At 69.9% G+C, this 26454-nt stretch carries 19 protein-coding genes and 1 pseudogene; 6 read left to right on the forward strand and 14 right to left on the reverse strand.

The window, feature by feature from the left end:
• Positions 1 to 27: 27 nt before the first annotated feature.
• The gene (locus ABD357_RS28925; protein WP_344393959.1) at positions 28 to 3678 is read right to left on the reverse strand and encodes a LamG-like jellyroll fold domain-containing protein; all 3651 of its coding nucleotides are present in this window, start codon (positions 3676 to 3678) and stop codon (positions 28 to 30) included.
• Between the two features lie 530 nt (positions 3679 to 4208).
• Between ABD357_RS28925 and ABD357_RS28930 the strand changes: the two genes are divergently transcribed.
• Positions 4209 to 5138 carry an MHYT domain-containing protein gene (locus ABD357_RS28930; RefSeq protein WP_344393960.1) on the forward strand — a complete coding sequence of 310 codons (930 nt, stop codon included), beginning with the start codon at positions 4209 to 4211 and terminating at the stop codon, positions 5136 to 5138.
• An 81-nt stretch (positions 5139 to 5219) separates the two neighbouring features.
• Here ABD357_RS28930 and ABD357_RS28935 read toward each other — a convergent pair whose 3' ends face one another.
• Both ABD357_RS28935 and ABD357_RS28940 read right to left on the reverse strand, forming a co-directional pair.
• The gene (locus ABD357_RS28935) at positions 5220 to 5702 is read right to left on the reverse strand and encodes a VOC family protein (protein WP_344393961.1); all 483 of its coding nucleotides are present in this window, start codon (positions 5700 to 5702) and stop codon (positions 5220 to 5222) included.
• Between the two features lie 397 nt (positions 5703 to 6099).
• Entirely contained in the window at positions 6100 to 7359 is a 1260-nt protein-coding gene (locus ABD357_RS28940; RefSeq protein ID WP_344393962.1) for a DUF6777 domain-containing protein, read from the reverse strand.
• Between the two features lie 164 nt (positions 7360 to 7523).
• Here ABD357_RS28940 and ABD357_RS28945 point away from each other — a divergent pair, with 164 nt between their 5' ends.
• The 3 genes from ABD357_RS28945 to ABD357_RS28955 are packed head-to-tail and all read left to right on the forward strand — an operon-like array spanning position 7524 to position 10066.
• The gene (locus tag ABD357_RS28945) at positions 7524 to 8804 is read left to right on the forward strand and encodes a streptophobe family protein (RefSeq protein WP_344393963.1); all 1281 of its coding nucleotides are present in this window, start codon (positions 7524 to 7526) and stop codon (positions 8802 to 8804) included.
• A 30-nt stretch (positions 8805 to 8834) separates the two neighbouring features.
• A complete protein-coding gene (locus tag ABD357_RS28950; RefSeq protein ID WP_344393964.1) occupies positions 8835 to 9533 on the forward strand; it encodes a class I SAM-dependent methyltransferase in 699 nt (232 codons plus the stop codon).
• A gap of 41 nt (positions 9534 to 9574) precedes the next feature.
• Positions 9575 to 10066 carry a carboxymuconolactone decarboxylase family protein gene (locus ABD357_RS28955; protein ID WP_344393965.1) on the forward strand — a complete coding sequence of 164 codons (492 nt, stop codon included), beginning with the start codon at positions 9575 to 9577 and terminating at the stop codon, positions 10064 to 10066.
• A 147-nt stretch (positions 10067 to 10213) separates the two neighbouring features.
• On the opposite strand, the gene ABD357_RS28960 is transcribed toward ABD357_RS28955, so the two are convergent.
• The 11 genes from ABD357_RS28960 to mgrA all read right to left on the reverse strand — a co-directional run bounded on the left by ABD357_RS28960 (position 10214) and on the right by mgrA (position 24754).
• The gene (locus ABD357_RS28960) at positions 10214 to 11008 is read right to left on the reverse strand and encodes an aminotransferase class IV (RefSeq protein WP_344393966.1); all 795 of its coding nucleotides are present in this window, start codon (positions 11006 to 11008) and stop codon (positions 10214 to 10216) included.
• 55 nt (positions 11009 to 11063) lie between these two features.
• Positions 11064 to 12242, reverse strand: coding sequence for an FAD-dependent monooxygenase (locus ABD357_RS28965; RefSeq protein WP_344393967.1), 1179 nt, complete (start codon positions 12240 to 12242; stop codon positions 11064 to 11066).
• Complete coding sequence (locus tag ABD357_RS28970) at positions 12239 to 13807, reverse strand: class I adenylate-forming enzyme family protein (RefSeq protein WP_344393968.1); 1569 nt, start codon at positions 13805 to 13807, stop codon at positions 12239 to 12241. The genes ABD357_RS28965 and ABD357_RS28970 overlap by 4 nt, the downstream gene beginning before the upstream one ends.
• A gap of 68 nt (positions 13808 to 13875) precedes the next feature.
• Positions 13876 to 15450, reverse strand: coding sequence for an AMP-binding protein (locus ABD357_RS28975; protein WP_344393969.1), 1575 nt, complete (start codon positions 15448 to 15450; stop codon positions 13876 to 13878).
• Entirely contained in the window at positions 15447 to 17567 is a 2121-nt protein-coding gene (pabB, locus tag ABD357_RS28980; protein WP_344393970.1) for an aminodeoxychorismate synthase component I, read from the reverse strand. The genes ABD357_RS28975 and pabB overlap by 4 nt, the downstream gene beginning before the upstream one ends.
• 28 nt (positions 17568 to 17595) lie before the next feature.
• Positions 17596 to 18234: a putative antibiotic biosynthesis monooxygenase gene (locus ABD357_RS28985; RefSeq protein ID WP_344393971.1), complete on the reverse strand. Its 639-nt coding sequence runs from the start codon at positions 18232 to 18234 to the stop codon at positions 17596 to 17598.
• A 189-nt stretch (positions 18235 to 18423) separates the two neighbouring features.
• The gene (locus tag ABD357_RS28990) at positions 18424 to 19422 is read right to left on the reverse strand and encodes a serine/threonine-protein kinase (RefSeq protein ID WP_344393972.1); all 999 of its coding nucleotides are present in this window, start codon (positions 19420 to 19422) and stop codon (positions 18424 to 18426) included.
• Positions 19422 to 20642: a hypothetical protein gene (locus tag ABD357_RS28995; RefSeq protein ID WP_344393973.1), complete on the reverse strand. Its 1221-nt coding sequence runs from the start codon at positions 20640 to 20642 to the stop codon at positions 19422 to 19424. The genes ABD357_RS28990 and ABD357_RS28995 overlap by 1 nt, the downstream gene beginning before the upstream one ends.
• Before the next feature lie 5 nt (positions 20643 to 20647).
• Positions 20648 to 22990: an ABC transporter ATP-binding protein/permease gene (locus ABD357_RS29000; RefSeq protein WP_344393974.1), complete on the reverse strand. Its 2343-nt coding sequence runs from the start codon at positions 22988 to 22990 to the stop codon at positions 20648 to 20650.
• 93 nt (positions 22991 to 23083) lie between these two features.
• Positions 23084 to 23494, reverse strand: a complete 411-nt coding sequence (locus ABD357_RS29005; RefSeq protein ID WP_344393975.1) for a hypothetical protein — start codon at positions 23492 to 23494, stop codon at positions 23084 to 23086.
• Positions 23495 to 23764: 270 nt separating this feature from the next.
• On the reverse strand, positions 23765 to 24754 hold the full coding sequence (gene mgrA, locus ABD357_RS29010; protein ID WP_344393976.1) for an L-glyceraldehyde 3-phosphate reductase: 990 nt from the start codon (positions 24752 to 24754) through the stop codon (positions 23765 to 23767).
• A gap of 124 nt (positions 24755 to 24878) precedes the next feature.
• Between mgrA and ABD357_RS29015 the strand changes: the two genes are divergently transcribed.
• Both ABD357_RS29015 and ABD357_RS29020 read left to right on the forward strand, forming a co-directional pair.
• Positions 24879 to 25778: a LysR family transcriptional regulator gene (locus ABD357_RS29015; RefSeq protein WP_344393977.1), complete on the forward strand. Its 900-nt coding sequence runs from the start codon at positions 24879 to 24881 to the stop codon at positions 25776 to 25778.
• A gap of 85 nt (positions 25779 to 25863) precedes the next feature.
• Positions 25864 to 26361 (forward strand): annotated as a pseudogene (locus tag ABD357_RS29020) (dienelactone hydrolase family protein); the annotation flags it as partial.
• Positions 26362 to 26454 lie beyond the last annotated feature (93 nt).

The raw sequence follows: 26454 nt of genomic DNA on the forward strand, positions 1-26454 counted from the left end.
ATCGCCGCGCCGCCGGTGGTCATCACTTCATCGGGTCTCCCTTGCGTACGGGGCGACGGTGATCCGGTCGATCAGCGGCGCGTAGCGGGAGCGGAGCAGTACGCCGGGGAAGGTGTCCGAGGCGTACGAGGTGCCGTCGAAGTTCGGCAGCTCCTCGGAGCGGAAGGCGATCGTGTTCTGCCCCTTCTTCAGCTGCACGGGGATGGTCAGCTCCCAGAAGTTGTTCTGGTGGAAGCTGTGCGGGAAGCTCACTCGCTGCACCTTGCCGTTGATGCTGATGTCGGCGTGGCGGGCGAGCGGGTCCGGGTTGTAGTGGGTGGCCTCGGACTGCTCCGGGTTGGAGTAGCGGACCCGCAGTGCGTGCAGTCCGGACCGGTCGGCCTTGACCGTGAACGTCGCGGTGTTGCCGTTGCCGGGATCACCGCCGATGTCGGTGATCGCCGTGCCGTCGGTGGCCAGGGAGAGGTCTGCGAGCTTGGCCGAACCGGTGAGCTTGGCGTCGCCCGCCTCGTACGTACGCGCCGGCAGCACGCCCTCGGTGGGAGTGACCCGGAGGCGGTCGACGAGGGTGGCGGACGAACCTCCGGTCACCGTCACCTTGTTGACACCTCCCGTCAGGGAGACCGCCGCGCTGCTGCTGCCCTTGGACAGGCGCAGGACGTCGTGCCCGTTGACGGACAGCCGGGCGCCGGTGCCGCCGAGGGTGTCGACCTTGAGAGTGGCCTCGCGGTCGGCGGGTGAGTAGACCCAGAACGTGGCGGTCCCGTCCTTCGGGAGCCGGACCGCGCCCGAGCCGGTGGCGGGCTGCTTCGGCAGTGTGTAGACGGGCTGGGCGCCGCCGCCCAGCCAGGCCAACTCGCCCTCGTACACCTGGGTACCCGCCGAAGCCTCGGGGAGCGAGAGGGTGAGGCGGTCGACGATGGCGTCGCCCTTCGTGGCGCCCTTGCCGTCGGCGCTCTTCGCGGCCAGCGTGATGGTGTGCTTGCCCTTGGTCAGCTTGACCTTGGTGTCGGTGTGGTCCCACACCACCCACTTGTAGCCGAGCGGCAGATGCAACTCCTGCTCGCTGTCCGCCTTGCCGTCCACGCGCAGGAAGACGTTGGTCGGGCCCTGCTCCTTCACTCTGTCGAAGGTGTTGAGGGAGTTGGCGAAGACGCTCAGGTCGTACGTGCCGTCCTCGGGCACGTCCACCGCGAAGTCGAGCGTGACGTCCGAGCCGGTGCGCAGGCCGCCCACGTCGTAGCCGCCGGAGGTGTAGAACTTCGACACGTCGCGCGGCGAGCCCTCCGGGCCGTTCTTGGAGTAGCCGGACCCGGTGTGGGCGGCGTCCTCCGCCTCGTACGAGTCCTTCCAGCGCACGGGCGGGGACTGCGTGTCCTTCGCCTTCCCGGCCGGGCTGAGGACGATCTCGTACGCCGAGGACTCCTTCAGCGTCGGCAGGTCTCCGTCGCCGAAGTCGACGACGACCTTGCCGTCGTCACCGACCTTCAGGTTCTGCTCGGAGAGCAGCTTCGGGCCGGAGTTGTCGCCGACCTGACCGCTCCAGTCGATCTCCTTCACCCAGGCGTGCACCCGGTCCCCGAAGAGCTCCTTCGGGACGTTGTCGAAGGTGATGTGCCCCTTGCCGGTGGAACCCCCGAAGACCAGCCGGGACTGCTTCTTCTTCTCGTCCAGCGTGGCGACGCCCTGCATGGTGTAGTTCTCGCCGGGGAACGGCGGGGTCACCTTCACCGTGTGCCCGCTCATCGAGGCGTACGAGTTCAGCAGCCACCACTGGCCGTTGCCGCGGTTGGACTGCACCGCGGAGTCGGAGAGGTTGCCGTCGATGTTCCAGTACGCGATGTCGGCGTCCACCTTGGACTCCTCGATCGCGGAGACCCACTGGATCATCTGGCCGGGGACCGAGGTGTGGTAGTTGAAGGCGTACTCGTTGATGTTGATGGGGAGTTGAGTGCCTTCGCGGTCGGTGCCCTTGAAGAGGTCCTTCTCCCATTCGCGGTACTTGGCGACGCTGTCGCGCACCGCCTCCGGGTGGCTCAGCTCGTGCCAGGTGATGACCTCGGGGAGGGTGCCGGCCTCCAGGGTGTGGGTCAGGAAGCCCTTCACCTGGTCATACAGGACGCTGGTGTTGGGGCCGGCGATACGGGCGTCGGGCAGCTTGCCCTTGATGAGCTTGTAGAAGTCGTCCCAGGTGGCGAAGAAGTCGTCGGGGTCGCTGAGCCAGCTGGTCTTGTTGTAGCTCCACTCGCCGGTGCCGAACATGTTGCCCTCGGGCTCGTTGAACGGCACGAAGACGATGTTGTCCTGGTACTCCTTCGGCAGTTTGAGCACCTGGTCGACCTGCTTTTCGACCTTCTCCCGGTAGAGCTTGACCTTCTCCTGCGGGGTGTCGCCCGGCCACTGGTACGGGAAGCCGCGGTGGATGTCCGTCATGTAGATGTACACGTCACCGTCGGTGGAGTCGGCCAGCGGCTTGACCACCTCCAGTGCGTCGGCACCGGGGTGCTGCGGACCATCCTGCGCCTTGGTGGAGACCGTGCGCAGGCCCATGCCCTCGATGAGGTTGTTGGTGGGGACATCCGGCCCGTACACGCCGTAGAGGGTGCCGGATGCGCCGCCGTGGAACTCACCGGTGTCCGAGCCGAGGTCGACGGTGAGCCGGCCCTCGCGGACCACGGTGACGGTCGCCTCCACCTCGCGCCCTGCCGCCTTTCCGGCCACGGTGAACGTCCCGGGCTGGGCGTACTTGTCGGCCGGTATTTCGTCCCAGGTGATCGGGGTGTCGCGGTCGTAGCCGTCGGAGTACGTGGAGCGGACGGCGGCTGGCAGGGTCGGGGCGGTGCCGTTCGTCGTACGGGCCTCGAAGGACGTCTTCGAGAGCTCCTGGAGGGTGGGCACGGCGGGGACGGTGCCGGCCACCTGCTCGGCACTGAGCGCCGCGTGCCACACGGTGAAGTCGTCGACCGCGCCCTTGAGCAGCGGATCCGGCCAGAGGGACTTGCCGATGTAACCGGCGGCCGTGGCCGAACTCTCCAGCACGTCCTTGGCCTTGATGCTGGTCTCGGTGGAGGAGACCGCCACTCCGTCGAGGTACGTGGTGAGCCGGCCGGCGGAGGTGTCGAGGGTGACGGTGACGGTCTTCCACTCGTTCGCGGGGAGCGGCGCGTAGCCCTTCACCTGGTTCTCCGCGCCCCCTCCGCCGGTGGTCACGGAGGTCTGCAGCACCCCGCTGCCGTTGTACGGGGTGGCGAAGAGGTACTTCGTGGTGTTGGTGCCCAGATCGAAGATCCGCTGCCAGGACGACTTCTCGCCGCTCCACTTCACGCGGGCGGAGACCGTCAAGTCGCTTGCGTCGCCGATGATTTCGCGGGGCAGGCGGACGTACGCCCCGTTGGACGTGTCCGGCCCGCCGGGCAGGGCGAGCGCCTTGCCTCCGCCCGTGCCCTCGACGGACTGGGCGGTGGAGCCGTTCACCAGGTCCGCCGTCAGTCCGTTGCCGGAGCTGTCGGTGATCTTGCCAGAGGCGAGGTCGTCCTGGTCGAAGGTGTAGTGGGCGGTCGGCTTGGGCGGTTCGGCCGCCAGCGCGGGGCCGGCCGGCGCGGCCAGCAGACCCGCGCCGAGGGCCAGCGCCAGGGCGGCCGGGGCTCTGCGCCGCGCGGCTCTGTCAGCGGATGGCATGGATGACGTCCTTTCAGGAGGGCCGTCGAACCGGTTCGACGACGTGGCCGCGCTTGTGCTGGTTGGCACGGCTCGGCCGGTGGTCAGGTGTTACCGGTGTTCAGATGTCGGGGAACGCCGGGCGGCCGACGAGCACGGGTGGGAGCATCCGTCGGTGTCGGCGCGTCGGCGACGTCGCATGTGGCGCGATTCGGGCATGTGCGGCTCGGACTTTCGGCTCCGGGAGTCGGGCTCCCTCAACTCGACCTGACTGTGCGGCATTTCGAACACGGTTCGTAGCGTCGGCGGCACCGTAGGGGCGTGATCGAGTCACGGTCAAGACTTTGCGCAACACCGGTAACAGTCGAATCACGCCAGTCGAGTTCGGGGCGGGATCACATCCCAACCGGTCGGATTGCGCCACCTCAGGGCAGTAATTGCGCCAGGCCGCGCCCGCACGGCCGAGTACCGACGGTAAGGGCTTGCTACGCCAGCTCTTGAAAAGCGAACCTTCCCCTTCCAAGTAGCCATGCTCTCGGGGGAATCGGCATATGCAAGGCACAGTGAACGGATTCAGCTACGGCGCTGTCACTCCGGTGGCCGCCTACCTCATGGCCTGCCTGGGCGGGGCGTTGGGGCTGCGCTGCATCGTCCGGACCCTGTTCAACAACAAGCAGTCGTCGAAGCCCGGTTGGCTGGCGCTCGGGGCCGTGTCGATCGGATGCGGCATCTGGACGATGCACTTCATCGCGATGATCGGTTTCCAGGTCGAGGAGACCCGTCTCAGCTACGACGTCGGCCTGACCGTGCTGAGTCTCCTGGTGGCGATCGCCGTGGTCGGCATCGGCGTCTTCATCGTGGGATACGGCGGCGCCTCCGGCGGCAAGCTGTCCGTCGCCGGCATCGTCACCGGTCTCGGCGTCGCCGCCATGCACTATCTGGGCATGGCGGCGATCCAGATGGACGGGAGCATCCACTACGCCCTGGGGACCGTCGCGCTCTCCATCGTGATCGCCGTCGTCGCCGCGACCGCCGCGCTGTGGGCGACCGTTTCGATCCGGGGCTTCATGACCAGCCTGGGCGCCAGTCTGGTCATGGGTGTGGCCGTGAGCGGTATGCACTACACGGGCATGGCCGCGGTCAGCGTGCATCTCCACGACACGACCGGCGGCGCCCAGAGCGGCGATTCGCCCCTGTCGCTGCTGCTCCCCATGCTCATGGGGCCGGTCATCTTTCTGGTGCTGGCCGGAGCGATCGTCATGTTCGACCCTCTCCTGGTCACGGGTGACGGGGACACGGGTGACGGGGATGAGGGCCGGCCCGCCCGGCGGCGTCGGGGCGCCACGGCCGGGAGAGACGCCGAACCGTCCGCGCGCCGGTCCGGCTCGCTCTTCGAGGGATTCGAGGGTTCTGAGGGGTCACCCTCCGAGGGACACCGCCGCGGAGAGTACGAGGACTCGAAGTCCGCCTACGAGTGGTGAGTCGCCCTTTGCGGTGGCGCGCAGTGGCCGGCTCGCCCCGCGGTGGTGTGCGGCGGGCCGGCCGCTGTGCACCGCTCCGGCTCACTCGCCCGCGGCAGCCTTCTCCAGGGCGGCGATGTCCAGCTTCGACATCTTCATCATCGCGTCCATCGCCCTGGCCGCCTTCTCCTCGTCGGGGTCGCCGATCAGCTCGAGGAGCCTGCTCGGGACGACCTGCCAAGAGACGCCGAACCTGTCTTTCAGCCAGCCGCAGGGGCCCTCCTGGCCGCCGCCCTCGGTGAGCTTGTTCCAGTAGAAGTCCACCTCGTCCTGGTCGTCACAGCGGATCTCGAAGGAGACGGCCTCGTTGAACTTGAACTCCGGGCCGCCGTTCAGCGCGACGAACTTCTGTCCGTTCGCCACGAACTCGACGGTCACGACGGTGCCGGCGGGGCCGGGCCCGGCCTTCGTGTAGCGGAGGACCCGGCCGAGCCGGGAGTTCTTGAAGACCGAGACGTAGAAGTCCGCGGCCTCTTCCGCCTGGCCGTCGAACCAGAGACATGTGGTGAATCCGTCGGTGGTCATGAGCACCTCCTGGTGGATGAACGCTGTCATGTGTGTCGACCGGTGCTCGGCCGGAAACTCATCGCGGGTTGCCTCCGGCGGTTGGGCGGGGCGCCCACGGGGGGTGGTGGGTTCGTTTCGCGGGCGAGTGCAAGTTCGTCGTGGTTGCGCACGCAGTTCCTCGCGCCCCTGGGTGGGTGGTGGGTGCGGGGCCGTGGGCCGGTGCGTCAGCCCGTCGCGAGTTGGGCATACGGCCCTTCGGCTCACACAGGGCGCAGGTGACCTGAGACAGAACGTACGCGACGGGCATACGACGCACCGGCCCACGTCCCCTCCCGCCCGTGGAAGGCTGCGGGGGGTGGGGGTGCGGGCTTTTCAGGGCGCCGGGACCGGCCCGGAGCCTGCGGCCGGGGCACCCTTACGTTTCGGGGGAGCCCTGGTCGGGCGGCGAATCGGCGGGATCCTCTTCGTCCGGAGCGGGCTCGTCCGGTGGGGGTTCGGAGGTCTCGGGCTCGGGCTCCGGGGACGTTTCCTCGTCCGGCGACGTCGTTTCCGGGTCGGGCGTGGACGGTGTGGCCGGAGTGGCCGGAGTGGTCGACGGGCACTTGGTCGTGCCGTCCGTCTCCGCGGTCGTTTCACCGGGCGGGCAAGACGGGGGCAGCGAACTCTCGGATGGGGTCGGGCGCTTCTCGGGCGGCTTCGTCTTCTTGTCCTTGGTGCCGGTGTCGCCCTTTTGCCGCTCGATCCACTCGCCGTTGTCGGGGTCGTAGAGGACGAAGGTGTTGATGACCTGGGTCGCGGGCGAGACGGCCACGACGTTCGACGGGCGGTACGAAGCCCAGGAGTCGCCCGTCGTCTTCGGGGTGCTCTTCTGCGCAACCGGCGGCGTCAGCGGGTTGCCGCAGGCACAGCGCACCCGGGGTACGCCGCGGTCGTCGACGAGTACGGCGGTGCCGGACTGCAGGACGGCCTGGTAGCTGGTGGCGGCGCCGCCGCGGTAGCCGTGGTTGGTGACGCGGGTGTCCATCCTCAGCTGTACGGGGGTGAGCGAGCGCAGATATCCGGGGACGCCGGACGGTTCGAGGCCCTGGACGGAGGCGAAGGCCTCGTTCTTGGCCGGGGCGTCCTGGAGGTAGGAGATCTGCTTCTCCACGTCGCAGCTGGCCTTGTTCCGCGTACCGCCGTAGAGACCGGGTGCCGAACCGTCCACGCCCCGCGTCACGTTGCCGGAGTCCGGGGTGGATGTGGGCGAGGGCGTCTCGGGGACGGTCGAGCTGTCCTCTGCCGTCGACCCGGTGAAGGGGTCGGGGCCCGACTTGCCCGCGGCCTGGAGGAAGACCTCGCTGTCGGAGCCCGAGGTGCCGCCGTCGGGGCGGGTGAAGACGACGGCCAGGACCACGGCGGCGGCGACCACGAGGGCGATGACCGCGACGCGGGGTGCGGACCTCCACCACGGCCGGCCTGGTCCGTCACCGGGTCCGGGCTCGGCCGGACCGAGCGGGCCGCTGGGGCCGGAAGGGCCGCCGCCTCCCGGGCCTCCGGCCTCCGAACCCCCGCCCGACGGGCCCAGCGGGGCGCGGTCACCCGGCGGCTGCGAGGGAGGAGGCTGGGACCCACCGGACAGCGGGCCCGAGGGCGGTCCGGTGGGGCGGCCGGAGGACGGCGGTTCGACGCTCACTGGCTCTTCTTCCCGGCGTAAGAGGCTATGGCATTTCATGCAATTTCACGTGGATTTATCCGTAATGAACCCATTGTGTGTTCCAGTCCCGTACCTGCCGCAAGCTGACGCCGGTCGGCCCTCTCGGCAGGCGGGGCCGCCGAATCCCTGCCTAGCGTGGCAGCGTGAGCTACCGGACACGCGCTGACCAGGCAGTGGCCCGCCATGGCTGGGGCGAGGCCGTCGTGGCGGTCCTCGCAGGAGTGATCGTCATGGTCGTGGTCGCCGCACTCGGACTGTGGGCGGCCGGGGCGACGGATCTGCCGGAGGGCGCGTTTCCCCGGGTCGTCCTGGCCACCGTGGTGGCGGCGGTCGGCGGTTCGGTCGAGTTCGCGGGCAACGCCGGAGCCCTCGCCGAGACCCAGGCGAACCTGACGGTGCTCCCCCTGTCGGTGGCCCTCGCCGGAATCCTGGTCATCGCCGCCGGATTCCTCCGGCCGCTGCGCCACCGGGCCGTGGCCGGGGCTCCGGAACTGGCGGGCTGGGCCGCCCGTATCGCGGCCGTCTGGCTCGTCGCCCTGATCGCGCTCTCGTTGCCGGCCCGCCAGACCTTCGACATCTCGCTCGGGGAGGACGGCCTCGGCGACATCGGTGACCTGTTCGGCGAGCAGGCGGCGCCCCGGGTGGGCTTCGAGGCCGATGTACCGGTGACGCTGTTCTTCGGGCTGCTGTGGCTCGCGGGCGTACTGGCCCTCGCGCTGCTGGTGTCGCGGAAGGCCCCGCTTCCGGCCCGGCTGCTGCGCTTCCAGGAGTCGGTGCGGCCCGCCGCGTTCGCGATGGTCGTGCTGCTCCTCGCCTACGTCGTCCTCGGCCTCCTCATCGCCCTGGTCGTGGCGGCGACGCGCGGGCATGCCGTCGAGACGTTCGCCGTGATCCTTCTCGGGTTGCCCAATCTCGTCTGGCTCGCCTTCACCATCGGCCTGGGCGCCTCGTGGGAGGGCCGCGTCGACGGGCCGTTCGGGCTGCCCATGCCACGGCTGCTGGACCTCGTGATGCGTACGCCGGACATCTCGAGGATCGATCTGCGGACGCTCTCCGAGCACGACGGCAAGGTGTGGTGGCTGGTCGTCGTCAACGCCGTGCTGGTGCTGGGCGCCGCGTTCCTGATGGCCGCACGCTCACCGGCCGGGACGCGTCTTTGGCAGCACGCCCTGCACATGGCGGTGGCACTCGTGCTCACGGTTCTGGCCGTCTGCCTCGTCGGCAAGATCCACGCGCACTACGGCCTGTCGTTCCTCGGCATCAGTGACCTCGGCGGCGGGCTGTCCGGTGACCTCCTGCTGCGGGCACGGCTGTGGACCGCGCTGGGGTTCGCCGCGCTCTGGGGGCTGGTGGCCGGTTTCCTGGGCGGGCTGCTCGCCTGGCGTGTGCACCGGCGGGGCGAGGTGGCCAGTACCCGACCGTGAGGCCGATGAGGCGTACTACGGTACGTCTCCATGATCGAGCCGGACTTCCTGCACACCACCCGTACGGCGTACGACTCCGTAGCCGCCCGTTACGCCGAGTTGTTCGCCGACGGGCTCGAGGACTGGCCCCTGGACCGGGCGATGCTCGCCGCGTTCGCCGAGTACGTACGGGCGGACGGCGCCGGGCCAGTCGCGGACCTTGGCTGCGGGCCCGGCCATGTGACCGCTCTGCTGCACTCGCTGGGGCTGACCGCGTTCGGCGTCGACCTGTCGGCAGAGATGATCGCCATCGCCCGTGAGGCGCATCCGGAGCTGCGGTTCGATCAGGGCTCGATGACCGCACTGCCTCTCGACGACGGCGCACTCGGCGGGATCCTCGCCCGGTACTCGATCATCCACACTCCGCCGGAGCGGCTGCCGGAGGTGTTCGCCGAGTTCCACCGGGTGCTGGCGCCGGGCGGCCATCTGCTCGTAGCGTTCCAGGCTCTCGACGATCCCGCTCAGCTCGCGGAGGCCTTCGACCACAAGGTGGCGCTCGCCTACCGCTGGTCGCCCGGCCCCGTCGCCGGCCTGCTGCGCGCGAGAGGGCTCGTCGAGGTGGCGCGTCTGGTGCGGGAGCCCCACGAGGACGACGAACGGGGCTTCCAGCAGGCCCATCTGCTGGCCCGCAAGGGCGAACCGGCCGCTTTCCGCCGGCCCTTGCCCACGAGACGGAGGAATTCCGTCTGATTCCCCGGCGCGGCGCCGCCTTACGGGGATAGAGTCACCCCATGTCCCACAGCGATGCCATAACCCGCGTGTCTCTCAAGAGAATTACCCCCGACGCCTCCGCAGCGATGGGCGCCCTGCACGGTGCCGCCGTTTCCGCGGCGCGGGATGCCAAGATCGAGCCGGAGCTGCTCGAACTGCTCAGAATTCGCGCGTCCCAGATCAACGGCTGTGCGTTCTGCCTCGACATGCACACGAAGGACGCCCGCGCCCAGGGCGAGACCGAGCAGCGCATCTACGCGCTGAGCGCCTGGCGGGAGACCCCGTTCTTCACCGAACGGGAGCGCGCCGCACTGGCGTTGACCGAGGCAGTGACCTTGGTGCACGACGGGCAGGTCCCGGACGCGGTGTACGCGGAGGCCGCCGGGGTCTTCGACGAGGAGCAGATCGCGGCACTGATCTGGGCGGCCACCGTCATCAACGCGTACAACCGCATCGCCATCGCGCAACGTATGGCTCCGGGGGCTTATGAGCCCAAGCAGAAGACCAACTGAGGTCCTGAAATAATGGATGAAGGCCTGAATCCGGTCTGAATCAGAAAATGGGTCGACGGCGCCGGCGATTGAATTCGTCCGGCGCCTTCGGTTTCGGATTTTCCGTTATCGTCGCGGGTCGCAGAAGCATCCCCTCGCAGGTCGGTTTCAGGTGTTCGGCAACGGCTCCATGATGTCGTCCAGCCATTTCCGCCATTCCTCGGCCCGCACCGCCGGGCCCGCCTCCAGCGGTCTGCCCTCCCACGCCACCACCGGACGGATCCCGTGGAGGGCGTTCACCAGCCACACCTCGTGGCCCTCCAGTTCCTCCAGGGTCCGCTCGCGCTGGGCGAGTTGGAATCCGGTGGCAGCGGCCCGTTCCTGGATGAGCCCGAGGGTGACGCCCGGGAGCAGGGGCAGCCGCGCTGGGGGCGAGCAGAGGGTGTCGTCCTCCCACCACAGGAGGCTTGAGCTCGATCCCTCCAGGACGAGGCCCGAGGGTGCGATGAGTACGGCCTCCTCGGCGCCCTGTCCGGCCGCCCGCCGCCGGACCCGGGCCAGGACGTCCAGGTCGGGACCCTTGCGGCGGGGCACGGTCCGTGGATCGGGCTGACCCGCCGCCCACACCCGTACTTCGGGGGCCAGTTCCGGGGCGTGCCGCAGGAGGAGCCTCAACTGGAGTGATCCGCGGACGAGTTCGACACGGGGGAACCATGTTCCCGTGCGGGGCAGGGCCGCTGTCATGTCCTGCCAGAACTCGGTGAGTTGTCCGGGCGGTGGGGCGCCGGAGTCGGCGCAGGCGCGCTCGAAGCGTGCCCGATGCCGCTCGAAGCCGCGCACCAGTCCGTCGCGCAGCAGCCACGAGTCCGCGGCCAGCAGTCGGGTGTCGGCCGCCAGACCCCGGGTCAGACCACTGCCCGGGGTCCAGGCCAACAGGCCCTCCGCGGTTGCGGGTTGCGTCATAGAGACTCCTCTCATTTCACTACGTGTCTCATCGGGTGCCCTGGTAACAGGTGCCCTAGTACTTCCGCCCTGCGCTTGCCGGTGAGCCGTTGCGCGGCCCGTACGGCGCGTGTTCCAGCCAGGCCCCGCACCACGGAAGTACCGGGGCGAGTGCCGCTGCCGCGCGCTGTTTGGCCCGGACGATCCGCCGCCTGGGCCGTAGATGGTCCAGTGCGGTGCCGGCGGCGGCGCTGTTGAACAGGGCCGCCGCGCGCCGGGCCGCGGCGAAGTGAGCGACCGCTTCCGGCACTCCGGTGGCGATGGCCTCCGCTGCCGCCGCGGCGTCGGCGATTCCGCTGTTCATGCCGCGTGCGCCGAACGGCGGGAAGAGGTGCGCCGCCTCGCCGACGAGCAGCACCCGGTGGTGCGGGTCGGTGAAGGTGGCGGCGACCTTGCGCAGGAAACGGTACGTCGACACCCACAGGATCCGGTCGGCGTACCCCTCCCCCACCACGGCCGGCAGCCAGCCGCGTACGGACTCCTCGGTGCCGTACGCCTCCTGTCGGTCGTCGTCTCGGCACTGGAGGTCGAGCTGGAAGCCTCCGGTGAACGGCACGCGCATCACGCTGCGTCCGCCGACGCCGGGATGCTCGTAGTGGAAGACCCGCTCCAGCGGGAGTTCCGCGCCGGGGATGTCGGCGACGTCCACGACGACGTGGAAGCCGTTCGCGTGGCTGCCCTCCAGGGCGATGCCCAGTTCGCGCCGCAGCGCCGAGCGGGCGCCGTCGGCGGCGACGACGTGGCTGCCGGTCCAGGTGCGGCCTTCGTCGTCGGTCAGGGTGACGCCGGTCGGGCCGGTGCGTACGCCCACCACCTCGGCGCCCCACACGAATTCGACTCCGGCGTCCTTGCAGGCGGCGAGCAGGAAGCGCTCGGTGTCCACCTGGCGCAGGCTGGTGAAGGGCGGTGGTCCCGAGGGTGGCGGGAAGGTGCGGGAGTAGACCTCGCGACCCCGGTACAGGGTGCGCTTGGTCTGCCAGGTGCGTCCGTACGCGGTGATCTCGTCGGCCAGCCCCGGTCTCATCGAGTCGAGGAGGTGCAGGGTCTCCCGATGGACGAACAGGGCGCGGCTGCCCGGCCGTTCGCGGCCCTCGGGGTCGGCTTCCAGGAGGGTGACCGGCAGGTCGCGGGCGCGCAGGGCGAGGGCGGCCGACAGGCCAACGGGTCCCGCGCCCACCACGATGACGGGGCTCATGTGCGGGTGCCCTCGGTCAGCATGCGGGTGATCTCCAGCCGCTTCACCTTCCAGGTGGCGGTCATCGGCAGCTCCTCGAACCGCCACTGCCGTGGTTCCTCCATCGCGGGCAGGTCGTCGGTGGCCTTCCGCCAGCGGTCCATGTCCAGGGGCACGTCGCCGCGGACGCATACGACCGGCACGGGTTCGCGGTCGGCGCCCGGCACGATGACGACCTCGCGCAACTCCTCCAGGCGGGACATCAGGGTGTCCTCGACCTCCAGGTTGCTGTGCACCGAGTCGATCTGGTCGATCTCACGGTCGATCAGATACAGGGCGCCGAGGCGGCTCTGGTAGCCCATGTCGCCCATCTGCCACCAGTCACCGTCGAGTTGGCGCAGGTACTGCTCCCGCGCGCCGAGGTAGGTGAGGATGCGGCCTCGGGTGCGGGCCTCGATCGGTCCGGGTGTTCCGGGCCTGGCCCGCCCGCCGGCGCCGTCGGCGATGCGTACGCGTGTGAAGCCCGGGATCCCGGTCCCGACCCGGCGGCCGTCGGCGCGGGCGGCGCTGCGCCGGGTGAACCACTGGAAGGCGACCGGGCCCGTCTCGCTCTGCCCGTACAGCTGGATCAGATACGGCGAGCGGCGCTTCGAAGCGTCCAGCAGCCGCCGCACGGTACGCGGGTGGATGGCGTCGAAGGTGGAGCCGTACGAGCGGACCCGGGACAGCGGCGCTCCGGGGGCGTCGGCCAACTCCTCCCACAGTACGAACGTGTTGGGGTGGGTCTCGACGATGCCGGGGCGGTGGCGGGTGAGCAGGGGGCCGACCGAGGCGGGTTCGGGGTGGGTGATCAGCACCAGTGGGCTGCCGAAGTGCAGCAGCACGCCGAGGAGGTGGTAGAAGCGCGAGTGCACGAACGACATGTGCAGTGCCGCGATCTCGCCGCGCGTGGGCCAGCCCATCGCCATCTGCGGTATGAGCCGGTTCCACATGGTGTTCGGGCAGTGCACGGCGAGCTTGGGAACGCCGGTGGTGCCCGAGCTGTGCGTGATCAGGGAGGGTTCGCGGGGGTGCAGCCGTACGGGCGCGGGCGGTTTGCTGCCGGCGTACTGCTCCAGGGGGACGGCTCCGGGCGCGTCGTCCACGGAGAGCGTCCGCCGTACGAGCGTGGAGAGTTCGACGTCCTTGAGCGGTCCTTCCAGCTTGGCTCTGTCGGTGATCAGCCAGGGCTTGTGGAGGCGTTCGAGGAGCTGTCCGGCCACCGGGCCCGCCAGGGCGGGGGCGAGCAGCGCCGGTACGGCGCCGATGCGGGAGACGGCGCAGGTCAGCAGCACGATGTCGACGTTGTCCGACTTGTGGATGACCACCTCCTCCGACGGCCTGACGCCGGCCTCCCACAGCCGGCCGGAGAGCTCGTCGACGAGGTCCGCGAGCACGGTGTAGCTGAGGTAGACCCCGAGGTCGGGGTTGACGTCCAGCGGCCGGTCCAGCGTGACGAAGGCCGCTCCGTGGCGGTCTGCCGCCTGCCGGAACATCGGGCCCAGATAGAAGCCGCGGTCGGGGAGCAGGGGCTGCTGCTGTCGCATGCGCCCAATCCTTTCTGCTGGGGTGACTGAGCCTGATGCCGCCGGGGACGGCGGGACGGCGCTCACGGTCACCACGCGCCCTGGCGTACGAGGTGGCGGCGGAGTTTGCCGGTCGAGGTGCGGGGCAGCGTCGGCACGAAGCTGACGCTCCGGGGGACCTTGAAGGCGGCGAGACGCTCGCGCGCCAGGGCGATGAGTTCGGCTTCGAGGCCGGCCGGTATCGGGGTGACGGGGACGACGAAGGCACGTAACCGGTTGGCGCCGCTCCGGTCGGTGACGGCGGCGACGGCGACCTCCTTCACCGCGTGATGGGTCCGCAGTACGGCCTCCACCTCCAACGGGGAGACGGTGATGCCGCCGACCATCTCCATGTCGTCCGCGCGGCCCAGGTGCCGGATGGTGCCGTCGGGCTCGCGGCGCGCCCGGTCCCGGGTGGCCAGCCAGCCACCGACCAGGGTGCGTTCGGTCTCCTCGGGCCGGTTGAGGTAGCCCGGCGTCAACGTCGGTCCGCGGACCCATAGTTCGCCCGATGTGCCGTCGGACACCGGGCGTCCCGCGCTGTCGCGCACCTCCACCTCGAAGCCGGGCACGGGGCGGCCGACGGTGCCCGGGTGGTTGTGCTGGAAGCTGTTGGCGCAGAAGGCGTGCCCGGCTTCGGTGGAGCCGATCTGTTCCAGCACGGGCGCGCCGAGGAGTGCTGTGATCTGTTCCCCGAGCCCGGCGGGCATGCCCTCACCGGCCGACACGGCGGCGCGTACGGAGGCGAAGCAGGCGGTGTGACCGCTTGCCCGGTCGGCCACCAGGGCGGCGTACGCCGACGGTACGGAGTAGAGCAGGGTCACCCGGTGCCGTACGACGATCTCGTCGATGGCCGCGGGGGTAGGACGGCGGTCCACCAGTACGGCGGAGGAGCCGGAGAACAGGGGGAATGCGAAGGTGTTGCCGAAGCCGTAGGCGAAGAACAGCTTCGACACCGACAGCGTGACGTCCTCCGGGGTGATCTTCAGCAGCCGTCGGCCGATCAGGTCGTGGTAGGTCTTCGGGTCACCGTGGCAGTGCACAACTCCCTTGGGGCTGCCGGTGGTTCCGGAGGTGTACTGGATGTACAGCGGGGTGTGCGCGTCGACCGGGTGGGCCTCGGCGGTCGGCTCGGCGGTCGGTGTGAGCGCGACCAGCTGATCGGCGCCGAGGCGGGCGCGGTCCGCGAACCGGTCCTCGAGGCCAGGGCCGGTCACGCACAGCGCGGCCTCGGTGTCCTCGGCCATGAACTCGTGCTCTGGGACGGTGAGTTCGGGGTTGACCAGCACCGCGACGGCTCCGAGCCGGGCGGTGGCGAGGAAGGCGGTCACCCAGGCGACGGAGTCGGGCAGCGCAATCAGTACCCGGTCGCCGGGACCCACGCCGTGGTCGGCGAGCACGGTGGCCGCTCGGGCCGCGAGGTCGTGCACCTCGCCGTGGGTCCAGGACTGGTGACCCTGGTGGAAGGCGGTCCGTGTGGTCCAGTCGCGGCGCTCGGCGAGTGCGGCGAGGTGGGCGGCCAGGTTTCCGGGGGCGCCCGCGTCGGCGAAGGTCCGCGTGGCGTGCAGGGTCGTCAGACTGGTCGTGGACTGCGCGGTCGGCCGGTCTGTGTGCGTGGTCGTCATCGGGTGGGCTCCTCTGCAGCGGCGGGGACTGCGGTGTGCTCCTGGTGGACGGCCCGCATCTGTGCCGCGGTCTTCAGCAGCATTTCGTCGTACTCGGCGGCCGGATCGGAGTCGAGGACGATCGCGCCGCCCGCCCCCAGGTGCATCAGGCCGTCGGCGAACACGGCGGTGCGGATGACGATGCTCAGATCCACGCCGCCGCCGCAGCCCAGGTAGCCGAGGGCGCCGGAGTACACGCCGCGGGCCTCGGTCTCCAGGGAGTCGATGATCTCCATGGTGCGCAGCTTGGGCGCGCCGGTCATGGAGCCGCCGGGGAAGCAGGCGCGTACGCAGTCGACCGCGTCCGTGCCCTCGCGCAGCCGTCCCTCGACGGTGGAGACGAGCTGGTGGACGGTGGCGTACGTCTCGGTGGCCATGAGACGGGAGACCCGTACCGTGCCGGTTTCGCAGACCCTGCCCAGGTCGTTGCGGAGCAGGTCGACGATCATCAGGTTCTCGGCGCGGGTCTTGGGGTCCGCGGCCAGCGCGTCCCGGAGCCGGGCGTCCTCGTCCGCGGTGTCGCCGCGGGGTGCGGTGCCCTTGATGGGCTTGGCCTCGGCGATGCCGTCCGTGGTGATCCGCAGGAACCGCTCGGGGGACGAGCCGGCCACGTCGAGGTCGCCGAACCTCAGGAAGGCCGCGTAGGGCGCCGGGTTGACGCGCCGGAGCACCCGGTAGAAGTCGTACGGGTCGGGCGGCGCGGGTAACCGGGCGGCGTTGGTCAGGCAGATCTCGTAGCTGGTGCCTGCCCTGAGTTCCCGTTGGCAGGCCTCTATGTCCGCGAGGTAGGTGGCCCTGTCGCGGACCAGCCACGGTTCGGCGGCTTCGAGGTCCGGCTCGGACGTGACGGGCAGCGGCGGCTTGTCCGCGGAGACGAAGCTGAGCTGGGCCATGGCGCTGTCGAGCCAGTCGGTGGCTTCACGGGTGGCCTGCGGGGTGTCCTCGGCCAGGCAGACGGCGTAGGTGAAACCCTCCTCGTGGTCGACGGCGATCAGCCGGTCGGCGAACAGCCAGCAGGAGTCGGGGGTTTCGGCCCGGTGGCGGTTGGCGGATCCGCAGTCGGCCTTCAACTCGTAGCCGAAGTAGCCGACATAGCCGCCGGTGAAGTCGAAGGGCAGCCCTGTGCCGTCGACATGACGGGTCGCCAGCTGTCGCTTCAGGTAGTCGAAGACGGAGGAGCGGACCTTGCGCAGGGGCCGTCCGGGTCGCTCGACTTCGCAGAGGCCGGTGTCGACGTCGTAGCGGACGAACTCGGCGAGCGGGCCCCTGCCGTCGCCGAAGAACGAGAAGCGGGACTGCCCCTCCTCGACGCGGGAGCTGTCCAGCCAGAACGCCCGCGGGGCGTCGGCGCACATACGGGTGAAGGCGGCCTCGGTGTCCACGGCGGTGGCGATGCGGCGGGTGTGCAGCCGGTGGGCGGGACGCGGGGCGCGCCGGGGGCGGGGGATCGCCGCCGCGGCCGGGGTGACCGCGGTGTTCTTCGTACGCGGCCTGTGGTCCCGTTCCGCGGTGAGGTTGCGGAAGTTCACCAGCATGCGGTGGCCGTAGTCGGTGAGTACGGACTCGGGGTGGAACTGCACCCCCCACAGGGGCCGGGTGCGGTGCCGCAGCCCCATCAGGACGCCGTCCTCGGCCCAGGCGGTGGCCTCCAGGGTCTCGGGCAGCGGCTCTCGCACGGACAGCGAGTGGTAGCGGACCACGGTGAAGTGCTGCGGCAGCCCCTGGAACAGGTCCCGGCCGTCGTGCCGGACCGTGGAGAGGTGGCCGTGCCGGGGCTCGGGGGCGGCCTCGACCAGTCCGCGCTCCCCCAGGGCGATGCCCTGATGGCCCAGGCAGACGCCCAGTACGGGGATCTCGGCGTCGGCGAGCACCCTCGCGGCGATGCCGAAGTCACGCGACGCGGCGGGGTGTCCCGGCCCGGGCGACACCACCACGTTGTCGAATTCCCGCAGATCCGGGATTTCGCCGGCCGGGGTGTCATTGAGGATCACCACCGGCTTCTCGCCGTTGACCTCGGCGATCAGCTGGAACAGGTTGTACGTGTACGAGTCGTAATTGTCGATGAGCAGGGTCTTCACCCGCCCACCTCCTTTGTCGTTCCCAGGCCTATGCGGCCCGACGTTTGTGCCGCCCGCGGAACATCGTCTGAATCGGCGGGTACAGCCATTTCTTGAAGAAACGCTGAAGCCGTGGCATGAGAATCCAGGTGACGATGGCCGTCACACACAGACACAGCAGCAGAGTCCGGAGTAAAGGGTTGAGGTCGCCGATATAAGGCAGCACGAGGAGATTGAATAAGAGCACCGGTGGAAAGACCGCGCTCATATTGATCAGCCACAGCTTCCATTTCGGTGGCGGTCGCGGAGCGGCCGGCGTGGCGGCCTGGGCTTCGAACCATGCTCTGGAGCCCTGCACGCTGCGGCGCCCGGTCTCCCGCGCGAGTCCCTCCGCCTGGGCCGCCCACTCGACCCGGGTGAGCGAGTTCTCCCAGGTCCGGGCCGAATCCTCGCTGTCAAAGCGGTAGACCACATGCCAATCAGCCTCTCCGTCGACGAGCACGCCACCCCCGAGAAAGCCCGGCTCACGCGCACACGCGCGCAGCGCTGCCCACCCCCAGCGATGGAAGGCGGACTCACAGCCCGGCACCACGTGATACGCCACGGTGACGGTAACGGGATTCCTGGTCACTCCTCCGAATACGGAAAGAAACCCCCGCACGCTCAAACGTTCAACGAGGTTTTTCAAGCTGTCCGATACGCACCCTTAAGTCACTCTTTCTTATGCCTTGACAGCTTCTGCCGAGGGGGATCGCGGGGTAACCATTACGGAATTCTGACGGTTACCTTGAGAGCGCTTGCGCGATGCGTCGAAAAATGGGCACGGTCGTTATTCTGCTTGCCACTGCTTGCCAAGAACAGCGAACGCGCAAACCATTTACCGGTGGAAGACCGGCAGAGCCCAGTGTGGCGGTTCGGGTGGTGGACCCGGATTCTCCGTCACTCCGGCCCCGGCCACCCGGAGATCCACCCGAGTCGGCGCGTGGCCCGATGGCGAGGTTCCGCTCGCCGCCGCCCGCAGCGCGGCGACGAATGCGCGGCAGGATTCGTAACGGTCTTCCGGGCTTTTCGCGAGCGCCTTGGCCAGTACGCCGTCGACCGGCGCGGCGATATCGGGGCGCGACTCGGTCAGACGGGGCGGCTGGTCGAACTGGTGCGCCCATAGCAGTGCCATGTCGTCGTCGCGTTGGAAGGGCGGTTTGCCGGACAGGGTTTCGTGGGTGACGCAGGCGAGGCTGTAGACATCGCAGCGTCCGTCGACGGGGCGTCCGGAGACCTGCTCGGGCGCCACATAGTCGAGCGTGCCGACGAACTGACCGACCGTCGTGAATCCGGTCAGCGACAGCGACTTCTTCGTGAGGCCGAAGTCGGTGAGGTAGACGTGCTCGGGGTGGTCGCTGTCCGTGCCCTGGGCTACCAGGATGTTGCCGGGCTTGACGTCCCGGTGGACCAGGCCGTGGTCGTGCGCGGCGTCCAGCGCGGAGGCCACCTGGCCGACGATCCGCGCCGCCACCGCGACGGGCAACGGGCCCTCGCGGTCGAGGAGATGACGCAGGTCACGACCGGAGACGTACCGCATGGCGATGTACAGCACACCGTCGTTCTCCCCCGCCTCGAAGATCGGCACGATGTGCGGATGGTCGATGGCGGCGGCCACGCGGGACTCGTGGGTGAAGCGCTGACGGAAGGTGTCGTTGCGGGCGAGTTCCGGGCCGAGCAGCTTGAGGGCGACGGACCGGTCCAGGCGCAGATCCTTGGCGCGGTACACCACGGCCATCCCGCCGCGGCCGATCTCACACTCGATCCGGTATCCGGCGATCTGCTTGCCGATCAGGTCGGAGGGACGTCCCGAGTAGGGGTTCACATCGGGCGGCATCACGGGTCACCGTCGCTCGTTTTCACGATTCGGGTGGGGGCGTGGCGGGTTTCTCCGACGGCTTGGGTCGACTCCGGGTCACTCGGGTCTTCCACTTCTCGGGGTGCCTCCCGCTCTCCCACGATTCGCGTCTCCTCCCGATCCCGCGCGACCTGCGTCGGCTCAAGGGCTTCCACGACCCGCGTCGGTTCCGGTCCGGCAGCACCGTCGATGTTGTCGTCCACGACCCGCGTGGGCTCCGCCTCTGCAGCGGCGCCGGTGTCCTCCACGACTCGCGTGGGCTCCGCCTCTGCAGCGGCGCCGGTGTCCTCCACGACTCGCGTCCGCTCCGGCTCGGCGGCCGCCCCGGCACCTCTCACGACTCGAGTCGGCTCGCGATCCTCCACGACCGGCGTCGGCTCGCGCTCTCCCACGATCCGCGCCGGCTCCGCGCCGCTGGCGCCGGCGTTCTGCACACGCCGCGTGGGCTCCGGCTCGGACCTCGCACCGGCGTCCCTTGCGCCCCGAGTCAGCTCAGGAGCCCCGACGATCCGCGTCGGCTCTGCCGCAGCAGCGCCGCCGGCGTCTGCGGCAACCCGAGACGAGTCCCGCTCCGACACCGCACCGGCGTCCCCCACGCCTTGGGGCGGCCCCGCCCAGGGCACGCCATGTGCGTCCACCACCCGCGTCGGTTCCGGCGCCCCCGGGGCGGGTCGTTCCGGGGGCTCAGGCGTGGGCGGCTCCCGTCCGTCCGCCGCCGGAGGCTCCGGTGTCGCGTACGTCGTCAAGTGGGTGCCGTCGCAGTAGACCCAGCGCTCGTGTTCGGCCTCGTACAGCCATACGGACTCCCCGTCGACGACCACTCCGACCCGCAGGCCCTGTGTGCGGGCGCGGAAGGACTCTCCGTCGAGGCGTCCCTCTGTCAGGTCCTCGACCGCCTGGCGGTAGCGGCCGAGTGCCTGCTCGGCGCGGGTGAGCAGGGGGCGTGGGTCCGCCGTGCGGGCGAGTGGGTGCGCGGCGGCGGGCGGCTCCTGGGGTACGGCGATCAGCAGACGGCCGTCGACCCACGCGGACCAGCCGTTGGCGCAGACGATGTGGCCCCAGTCGCCGCGGCGGTCGACGAGCCGGACCGGCAGCAGCGCGTCGAGCGGCACGGTGGGCCGGGCGGGGTCCGGGGCCTCCCAGGCCGGCATGCCGTCACGGGGGACGACGTGCGTGGGGTGGAAGCTGGGAGTCGTCATCGCGCCTACTTCCGCATGACCTCGGGTTCGTGCCGCCTGAGCAGCCGGGCGACCAGGTATCCGAAGACCGCCGACAGAAGGACGAGCATGCCCATGTCGAGCAGCCACACATCCGCCTCGTGCCGGAACAGCGGATCGGCGGTCAGATCGCCCGGGGAGAGCCGGGCCAGTTCGACTGTGCCCGCCATGGCGCCGAGCGCCCACCGGGACGGCACCAGCCACGACAACTGCTCGATACCGGGCACCCCGTCCAGCTTCAGCAGCGCACCGCAGAACACGACCTGCACGATGGCGAGGAGCACGAGCAGGGGCATCGTCACCTCCTCCTTGCGCACCAGCGCGGACACGAGGAGGCCGAGCATCATCGCCGTGAAGGCGAGCAGCGCGACGGCAACCGTGATCTCGGCGAGCGGCGGCATGAGGACCCCCTCACCGCCCGGCGCGTTCAGATCGACGCCCAGCAGCGCCACCAAGGTCAGTACGACCGCCTGCAGGGCGGTGATCGTGCCGAGGACGACAACCTTGGACATCAGATACGCCGATCTGGACAGGCCGACGGCGCGCTCGCGCTGGTAGATCACCCGTTCCTTCACCAGTTCCCGTACGGCATTGGCCGCGCCCGTCAGGACTCCGCCCACGCACAGGATGAGCAGCGCGTTCAACACGGATTTCCGGGTGAGCTCACTTCCGGCGAGTGCCCTGGCCATCGCGCCCATCACGAACGGCAGCGCGATCATGATGGCGAGGAAGGTCCGGTCGGCGGAGAGTGCTGAGGCGTAGCGTCGCACCAGCGTGCGCACCTGTGCGCCCCAGCTCTGCGCCTTGGGCGGTGGCCCGACGACCTGACGGCGGGCGCGCAACGGACGATGCGGCTGCGCACTGGAGTTGGCGATGTACCGCCGCTGGAGCGGCGACGCCCGGTACTCCCTGGCCCAGTCCCGGTCACGGTCCCGTTCGAAGGCCTCGAACGCCTCGGGCCACTGCTCGAAGCCGAAGAAGGCGAGGGCGTCCTCGGGCGGCCCGTAGTAGGCGATCCTGCCGCCGGGCGCGAGCACGAGCAGCCGGTCGCAGACGTCGAGGCTGAGCACGCTGTGTGTGACGACGATGACGGTGCGCCCGTCATCCGCGAGGCCGCGCAGCATGTGCATCACGGAGCGGTCCATGCCGGGGTCGAGGCCGGACGTCGGTTCGTCGAGGAAGAGCAGCGACGGCTTGGTCAGCAGTTCCAGAGCCACGCTGACGCGCTTGCGCTGGCCGCCCGAGAGGCTGTGGATGCTCTGCCCGGACCGCTGGTCGAGGCCCAGCTCACGGACCACCTCGTCGACCCGTTCCCGGCGCTCGGCCTTCGCGGTGTCCTGCGGGAACCGCAGCTCGGCGGCGTATCCGAGGGCCCGGCGCACGGTCAGCTGGGCGTGCAGGATGTCGTCCTGCGGTACGAGGCCGATGCGCTGGCGCAGCTCGGCGTAGTCGCGGTACAGGTCGCGGCCGTCGTACAGCACCGTGCCCTTGTCGGCGGGACGCTGTCCGGTCAGCGCGTTCAGCAGCGTGGACTTGCCCGCGCCGCTGGGACCCACGACGGCGAGCAGGCACTTCTCGCCGACGGGGAAGGACACCTGGTCCAGGAGCGTCTTGCGGCCGCGGTCGACCGCGACGATCAGATCCTGTACGTCGAGCGAGACCTCACCGGTGTCGACGTACTCCTGCAACTGGTCGCCGACCAGACAGAACGCCGAGTGGCCGATCCCCACGATGTCGCCCTCGGAGATCAGCGCCCGCGACACCGGCTGTCCGTTGAGGAACGTTCCGTTGTGGCTGCCGAGGTCGACGATCTCGTACGTGCCGTCCGCGTGGGCACGCAGTTCCGCGTGCCGTCGGGAGACGACCAGGTCGTCGACGACCAGGTCGTTGTCGCCGCCGCGGCCGAGGCGGACGGTGCGGGCGGGCAGCGGCCGTACGGTCGTGGGCTGCCGGAAGGTGCCGGTCGCGGCGGGCACTGAGACGGCCGACGGGCGCTCGGCGGGCTCGGCGGCGGGCGGGGGCTTGCTGGTGAGCACGGCGCGCGGGCCGTCGGCGGGATGTCCGAAGCGCAGGACGCTGCCGGCGCCGACGTCCCACGCGCGGACGCGACGGCCGTCGGCGTATGTGCCGTTCGTGCTGTTCTCGTCCTCGAGCGTCCAGTGGCCGTCTTCGGGCCGCAGCACCGCGTGGTGCCAGGACACCCGGGCGTCGTCGATGACGATGTCGCTCAGTGGGTCGCGCCCGACGTGATAGGCCCGGCTCGGGCTCATCACCGTGGAACCCGTCTCGGTCTCGAGGACGAGTTCGGGCGCAGTTGACCGCTCTCCCATGCCCGAATTCTATCGATTCGTTCATATATGCGCCTGACCGGAGGCGGGCCACCCGGGGCGCGAGCCGAGGTCGCACGACAAGGCAGGCCGAGGTCAGGCGGCCGGGACGGTCAGCAGAGGAATCGTCCGCTGCATCCGCAGCGCGTCCACCGACTCGGCCAGCAACTCGTACTCGGTGGTGTCGTCCCTCGTGGCGATGCGGACGAGCTGCCCGGCAGCCAAAAGGTCGGCGGTCAGCTCCTGTTGGTCCATGTCGCCACACCAGGCACGCAGCATGCCGGACACGTCGGGCGTGGTGTCAGCGACCGGTGCGACCGAGTTCGGCGGGTAGTAGGGAGCCTCGGGATCCGGGTCCAACCGCTCGGCGATCCAGGAAGCCCGGTCCCGTAACCACCACATGGCCAACGCCAGGGTGGGCGCCCGATAGGTTCCGAGGGGTACGCCCACCCGGCGCCCGCCGCATATTCCGTACGCCGTGACATGGCAAAGGAACTCGTCGTGCACGATCTCTCCCCCGTTGCCCGGCCTGCCGCCGGTCCGGCCTCTCTTTCCTTGCGATGTGCTGGTCGTGCACGATGGGGCTGATCGGCCCGTGGCCGACGGAGTTCAGGGCGCGAGTGCTCGGAAATGCGAGCGCTCGCACGGTGCGGGTACTCGGAGTTCGAGTACTCAGAGTTTCAGTATCGTCACTCCTGACACTCTGTCACTACGCCATTTCAGCCAGTCTCTTGGCATATTCAGGGCGCACATTGGCTTGAACGTTGCGGGGAGGCCTCACGGATTGACAATCGCGTCGATTCTGGCCAGCTCGTCCGGGGTGAAGTCGAGGTTACGGGTCGCCGTCACGCTGTCCTCGAGCTGCTGAGGGCTGCTCGCGCCGACGAGCGCGGAGGTGACCCGGCCGCCGCGCAGCACCCAGGCCAGCGCCATCTGGGCCAGGGTCTGACCGCGCGACTTGGCGATGTCGTCGAGGGCGCGCAACTGCTGCACGAGATCCTCGGTGACGGTGTCTGCGTTCAGGAACGGGCTGTCGCTCGCGGCGCGCGAGTCCTCCGGGATCCCGTTGAGGTAGCGGCCGGTGAGCAGCCCCTGCTCCAGCGGCGAGTAGGCGATCGAGCCCACCTGCAACTCGTCGAGCGCGTCCAGCAGCCCGTCCTCGGGACGCCGGTCGAGCATCGAGTAGCGGGGCTGGTGGATCAGCAGCGGTGTACCCAACTCGCCCAGGATGCGGGCGGCTTCACGTGTCTGCTCCGGCGAGTAGTTGGAGACGCCGACGTACAGCGCCTTGCCCTGGACGACCGCCGAGTGCAGCGCCCCCATCGTCTCCTCCAGGGGAGTGTCCGGGTCGGGGCGGTGCGAGTAGAAGATGTCCACGTAGTCGAGGCCCATCCGGGTCAGGCTCTGGTCGAGGGAGGACAGCAGGTACTTCCGCGAGCCCCACTCCCCGTACGGGCCCGGCCACATCAGATATCCGGCCTTGGTGGAGATGACCAACTCGTCGCGGTACGACGCGAAGTCCGCCGTCAGCGCCTCACCGAGGGCCGACTCCGCGGCGCCGGGCGGCGGACCGTAGTTGTTGGCCAGGTCGAAGTGCGTGACGCCCAGGTCGAAGGCGCGGCGCAGGATCTGCCGCTGGGTGTCCACCGGCCGGTCCGGGCCGAAGTTGTGCCACAGGCCGAGCGACAGCGCGGGCAGCTTCAGTCCGCTGCGTCCGGTGCGCCGGTAGGGCATGTCCGTGTAGCGGTCGGGGTGTGCGGTGTACACGTGTACTCCAGAGGGCCGGGAGAGAGGGAAAAGGGGCAGCAAAGACGGCTCCACTCTCGCGCGGGCACCGAGCAGTGGTCCAACAGAAGAATCGGATGGAATTCAGCGGATACGCTTCTCAATCATGGAACTGCGCCACCTTCAGCACTTTGTCGCCGTCGCCGAGGACCAGCATTTCACCCGGGCCGCGGAGCGGCTGATGGTGTCGCAGTCGGGCCTGTCGGCCTCGATCCGCGCCCTGGAGCGTGAGCTGCGGGCCCCGTTGTTCGTCCGCACCACCCGCCGCGTCACGCTCACGGAGGCCGGCCGCGCCCTGCTGACCGAGGCGGAGCGGATCCTCGCCCAGGTCCGCGCGGCCCGGGACGCCGTGGCCGCGGTGCAGGGCGTACTGCGCGGCACGCTCTCGCTGGGCACCGAGCAGTGCATCGCGGGAGTGTGCGTGGGCCCGCTCCTCGCCGCGTTCCGGCGACGCCACCCCGATGTCGAGATCCGGCTGCGGCAGGCGGGGTCCGGCGCGCTGGCGGAGGAGGTCGCGGCCGGCCGTCTCGACCTGGCCTTCGCGGTGACGACGCAGGCCGACACCGACCAGCTCCGCTGTCTGCCCCTGACCAGTGAGCCGATGACCGTCCTGTGCCATCCGGCGCACCGCCTGGCGGAAGGCGGAGCGGTCACGCCGGAGGACCTGGGCGGCGAGGACTTCGTGGACTTCCACCCCGACTGGGGTCCCCGGCGCACCACGGACTCGGTCTTCGCGGCGGCGGGCGTGCACCGCACGGTCGCCCTCGAGGTCAACGACGTACACAGCTTGCTCGATCTGGTGCAGGAGGACCTCGGCATCGCCGTCGTACCACGCCACTTCGGCCAGAAGCGCGCGGCTTCCGCCCTCACCGCACTCCCCCTGAAGGACGTCACCGAGGCCTCGTACGAGACGGTCGCCATGCTTCCGCCGCCGGACGCGACCAGTCCGGCGGCGCGGGCGCTGATGGAACTGCTCGAAGCGGAGGCCACGGCCCCGGGGACGTGAGCCCGTCCGGCCAGGGGCCGCCTGCTGCCGCTTGTCACGCCTGCTGCATGCTGGAGGCAAGATCGAGTGACAGGAGTGACGCACCATGTCCGAGACGCCCAGGTCGACCGGGGCCCCCGCCCATCAGAACGTGACCTTCCCGAGTGCCGGGACCACCGCGCACGGCTATCTGGCGCTGCCCCCGTCGGGTCGGGGCCCCGGCGTGATCGTCATCCAGGAGTGGTGGGGCCTGACCGACCACATAGCTGATGTCGCCGACCGGCTGGCGGCAGAGGGTTTCGTGGCGCTCGCTCCCGATCTGTACGGCGGGAATGTCGCGCACGACAGCGACGAGGCCCTGCGCATGATGCAGGACCTGCCGGTTTCCCGCGGTGTCGAGCTGCTCTCCGGCGCGGTCGACCACCTGCTGGCGCTCGACGCGGTCACCTCGGATTCCGTCGGCTCGGTCGGCTTCTGCATGGGCGGCGGCTTCGTCCTTTACCAGGCCGCCGTCGACCCGCGCGTGAGCGCGGCGGTTCCCTTCTACGGCGTCATCCGCGGCGAGCTGCCCGACTTCTCGGGCCTCAAGGCCGAGGTCCTAGGGCCTGTGTGATGTCGTGATCATCTTGCCGATTCGGGTCCGCTCGGAGGGCGGATCCGATAGGAAGATGGTCGTGACGCGCAGGCAACTTACCGA

The sequence above is a fragment of the Streptomyces vastus genome, from assembly GCF_039532825.1.
Classification (GTDB): domain Bacteria; phylum Actinomycetota; class Actinomycetes; order Streptomycetales; family Streptomycetaceae; genus Streptomyces; species Streptomyces vastus.

What these genes read in the sequence shown, in the direction of transcription:
- ABD357_RS28970 (WP_344393968.1), bottom strand. Translation starts at nt 13,807, where the DNA reads ATGCGACAGCAGCAGCCCCTGCTCCCCGACCGCGGCTTCTATCTGGGC.
- ABD357_RS28965 (WP_344393967.1), bottom strand. Translation starts at nt 12,242, where the DNA reads ATGAGCCCCGTCATCGTGGTGGGCGCGGGACCCGTTGGCCTGTCGGCC.
- ABD357_RS28960 (WP_344393966.1), bottom strand. Translation starts at nt 11,008, where the DNA reads ATGACGCAACCCGCAACCGCGGAGGGCCTGTTGGCCTGGACCCCGGGC.
- ABD357_RS29000 (WP_344393974.1), bottom strand. Translation starts at nt 22,990, where the DNA reads ATGGGAGAGCGGTCAACTGCGCCCGAACTCGTCCTCGAGACCGAGACG.
- ABD357_RS28990 (WP_344393972.1), bottom strand. Translation starts at nt 19,422, where the DNA reads ATGCCGCCCGATGTGAACCCCTACTCGGGACGTCCCTCCGACCTGATC.
- ABD357_RS28925 (WP_344393959.1), bottom strand. Translation starts at nt 3,678, where the DNA reads ATGCCATCCGCTGACAGAGCCGCGCGGCGCAGAGCCCCGGCCGCCCTG.
- ABD357_RS29015 (WP_344393977.1), top strand. Translation starts at nt 24,879, where the DNA reads ATGGAACTGCGCCACCTTCAGCACTTTGTCGCCGTCGCCGAGGACCAG.
- ABD357_RS28950 (WP_344393964.1), top strand. Translation starts at nt 8,835, where the DNA reads ATGATCGAGCCGGACTTCCTGCACACCACCCGTACGGCGTACGACTCC.
- ABD357_RS28930 (WP_344393960.1), top strand. Translation starts at nt 4,209, where the DNA reads ATGCAAGGCACAGTGAACGGATTCAGCTACGGCGCTGTCACTCCGGTG.
- ABD357_RS28955 (WP_344393965.1), top strand. Translation starts at nt 9,575, where the DNA reads ATGTCCCACAGCGATGCCATAACCCGCGTGTCTCTCAAGAGAATTACC.
- ABD357_RS28935 (WP_344393961.1), bottom strand. Translation starts at nt 5,702, where the DNA reads ATGACCACCGACGGATTCACCACATGTCTCTGGTTCGACGGCCAGGCG.
- ABD357_RS28995 (WP_344393973.1), bottom strand. Translation starts at nt 20,642, where the DNA reads ATGACGACTCCCAGCTTCCACCCCACGCACGTCGTCCCCCGTGACGGC.
- ABD357_RS28975 (WP_344393969.1), bottom strand. Translation starts at nt 15,450, where the DNA reads ATGACGACCACGCACACAGACCGGCCGACCGCGCAGTCCACGACCAGT.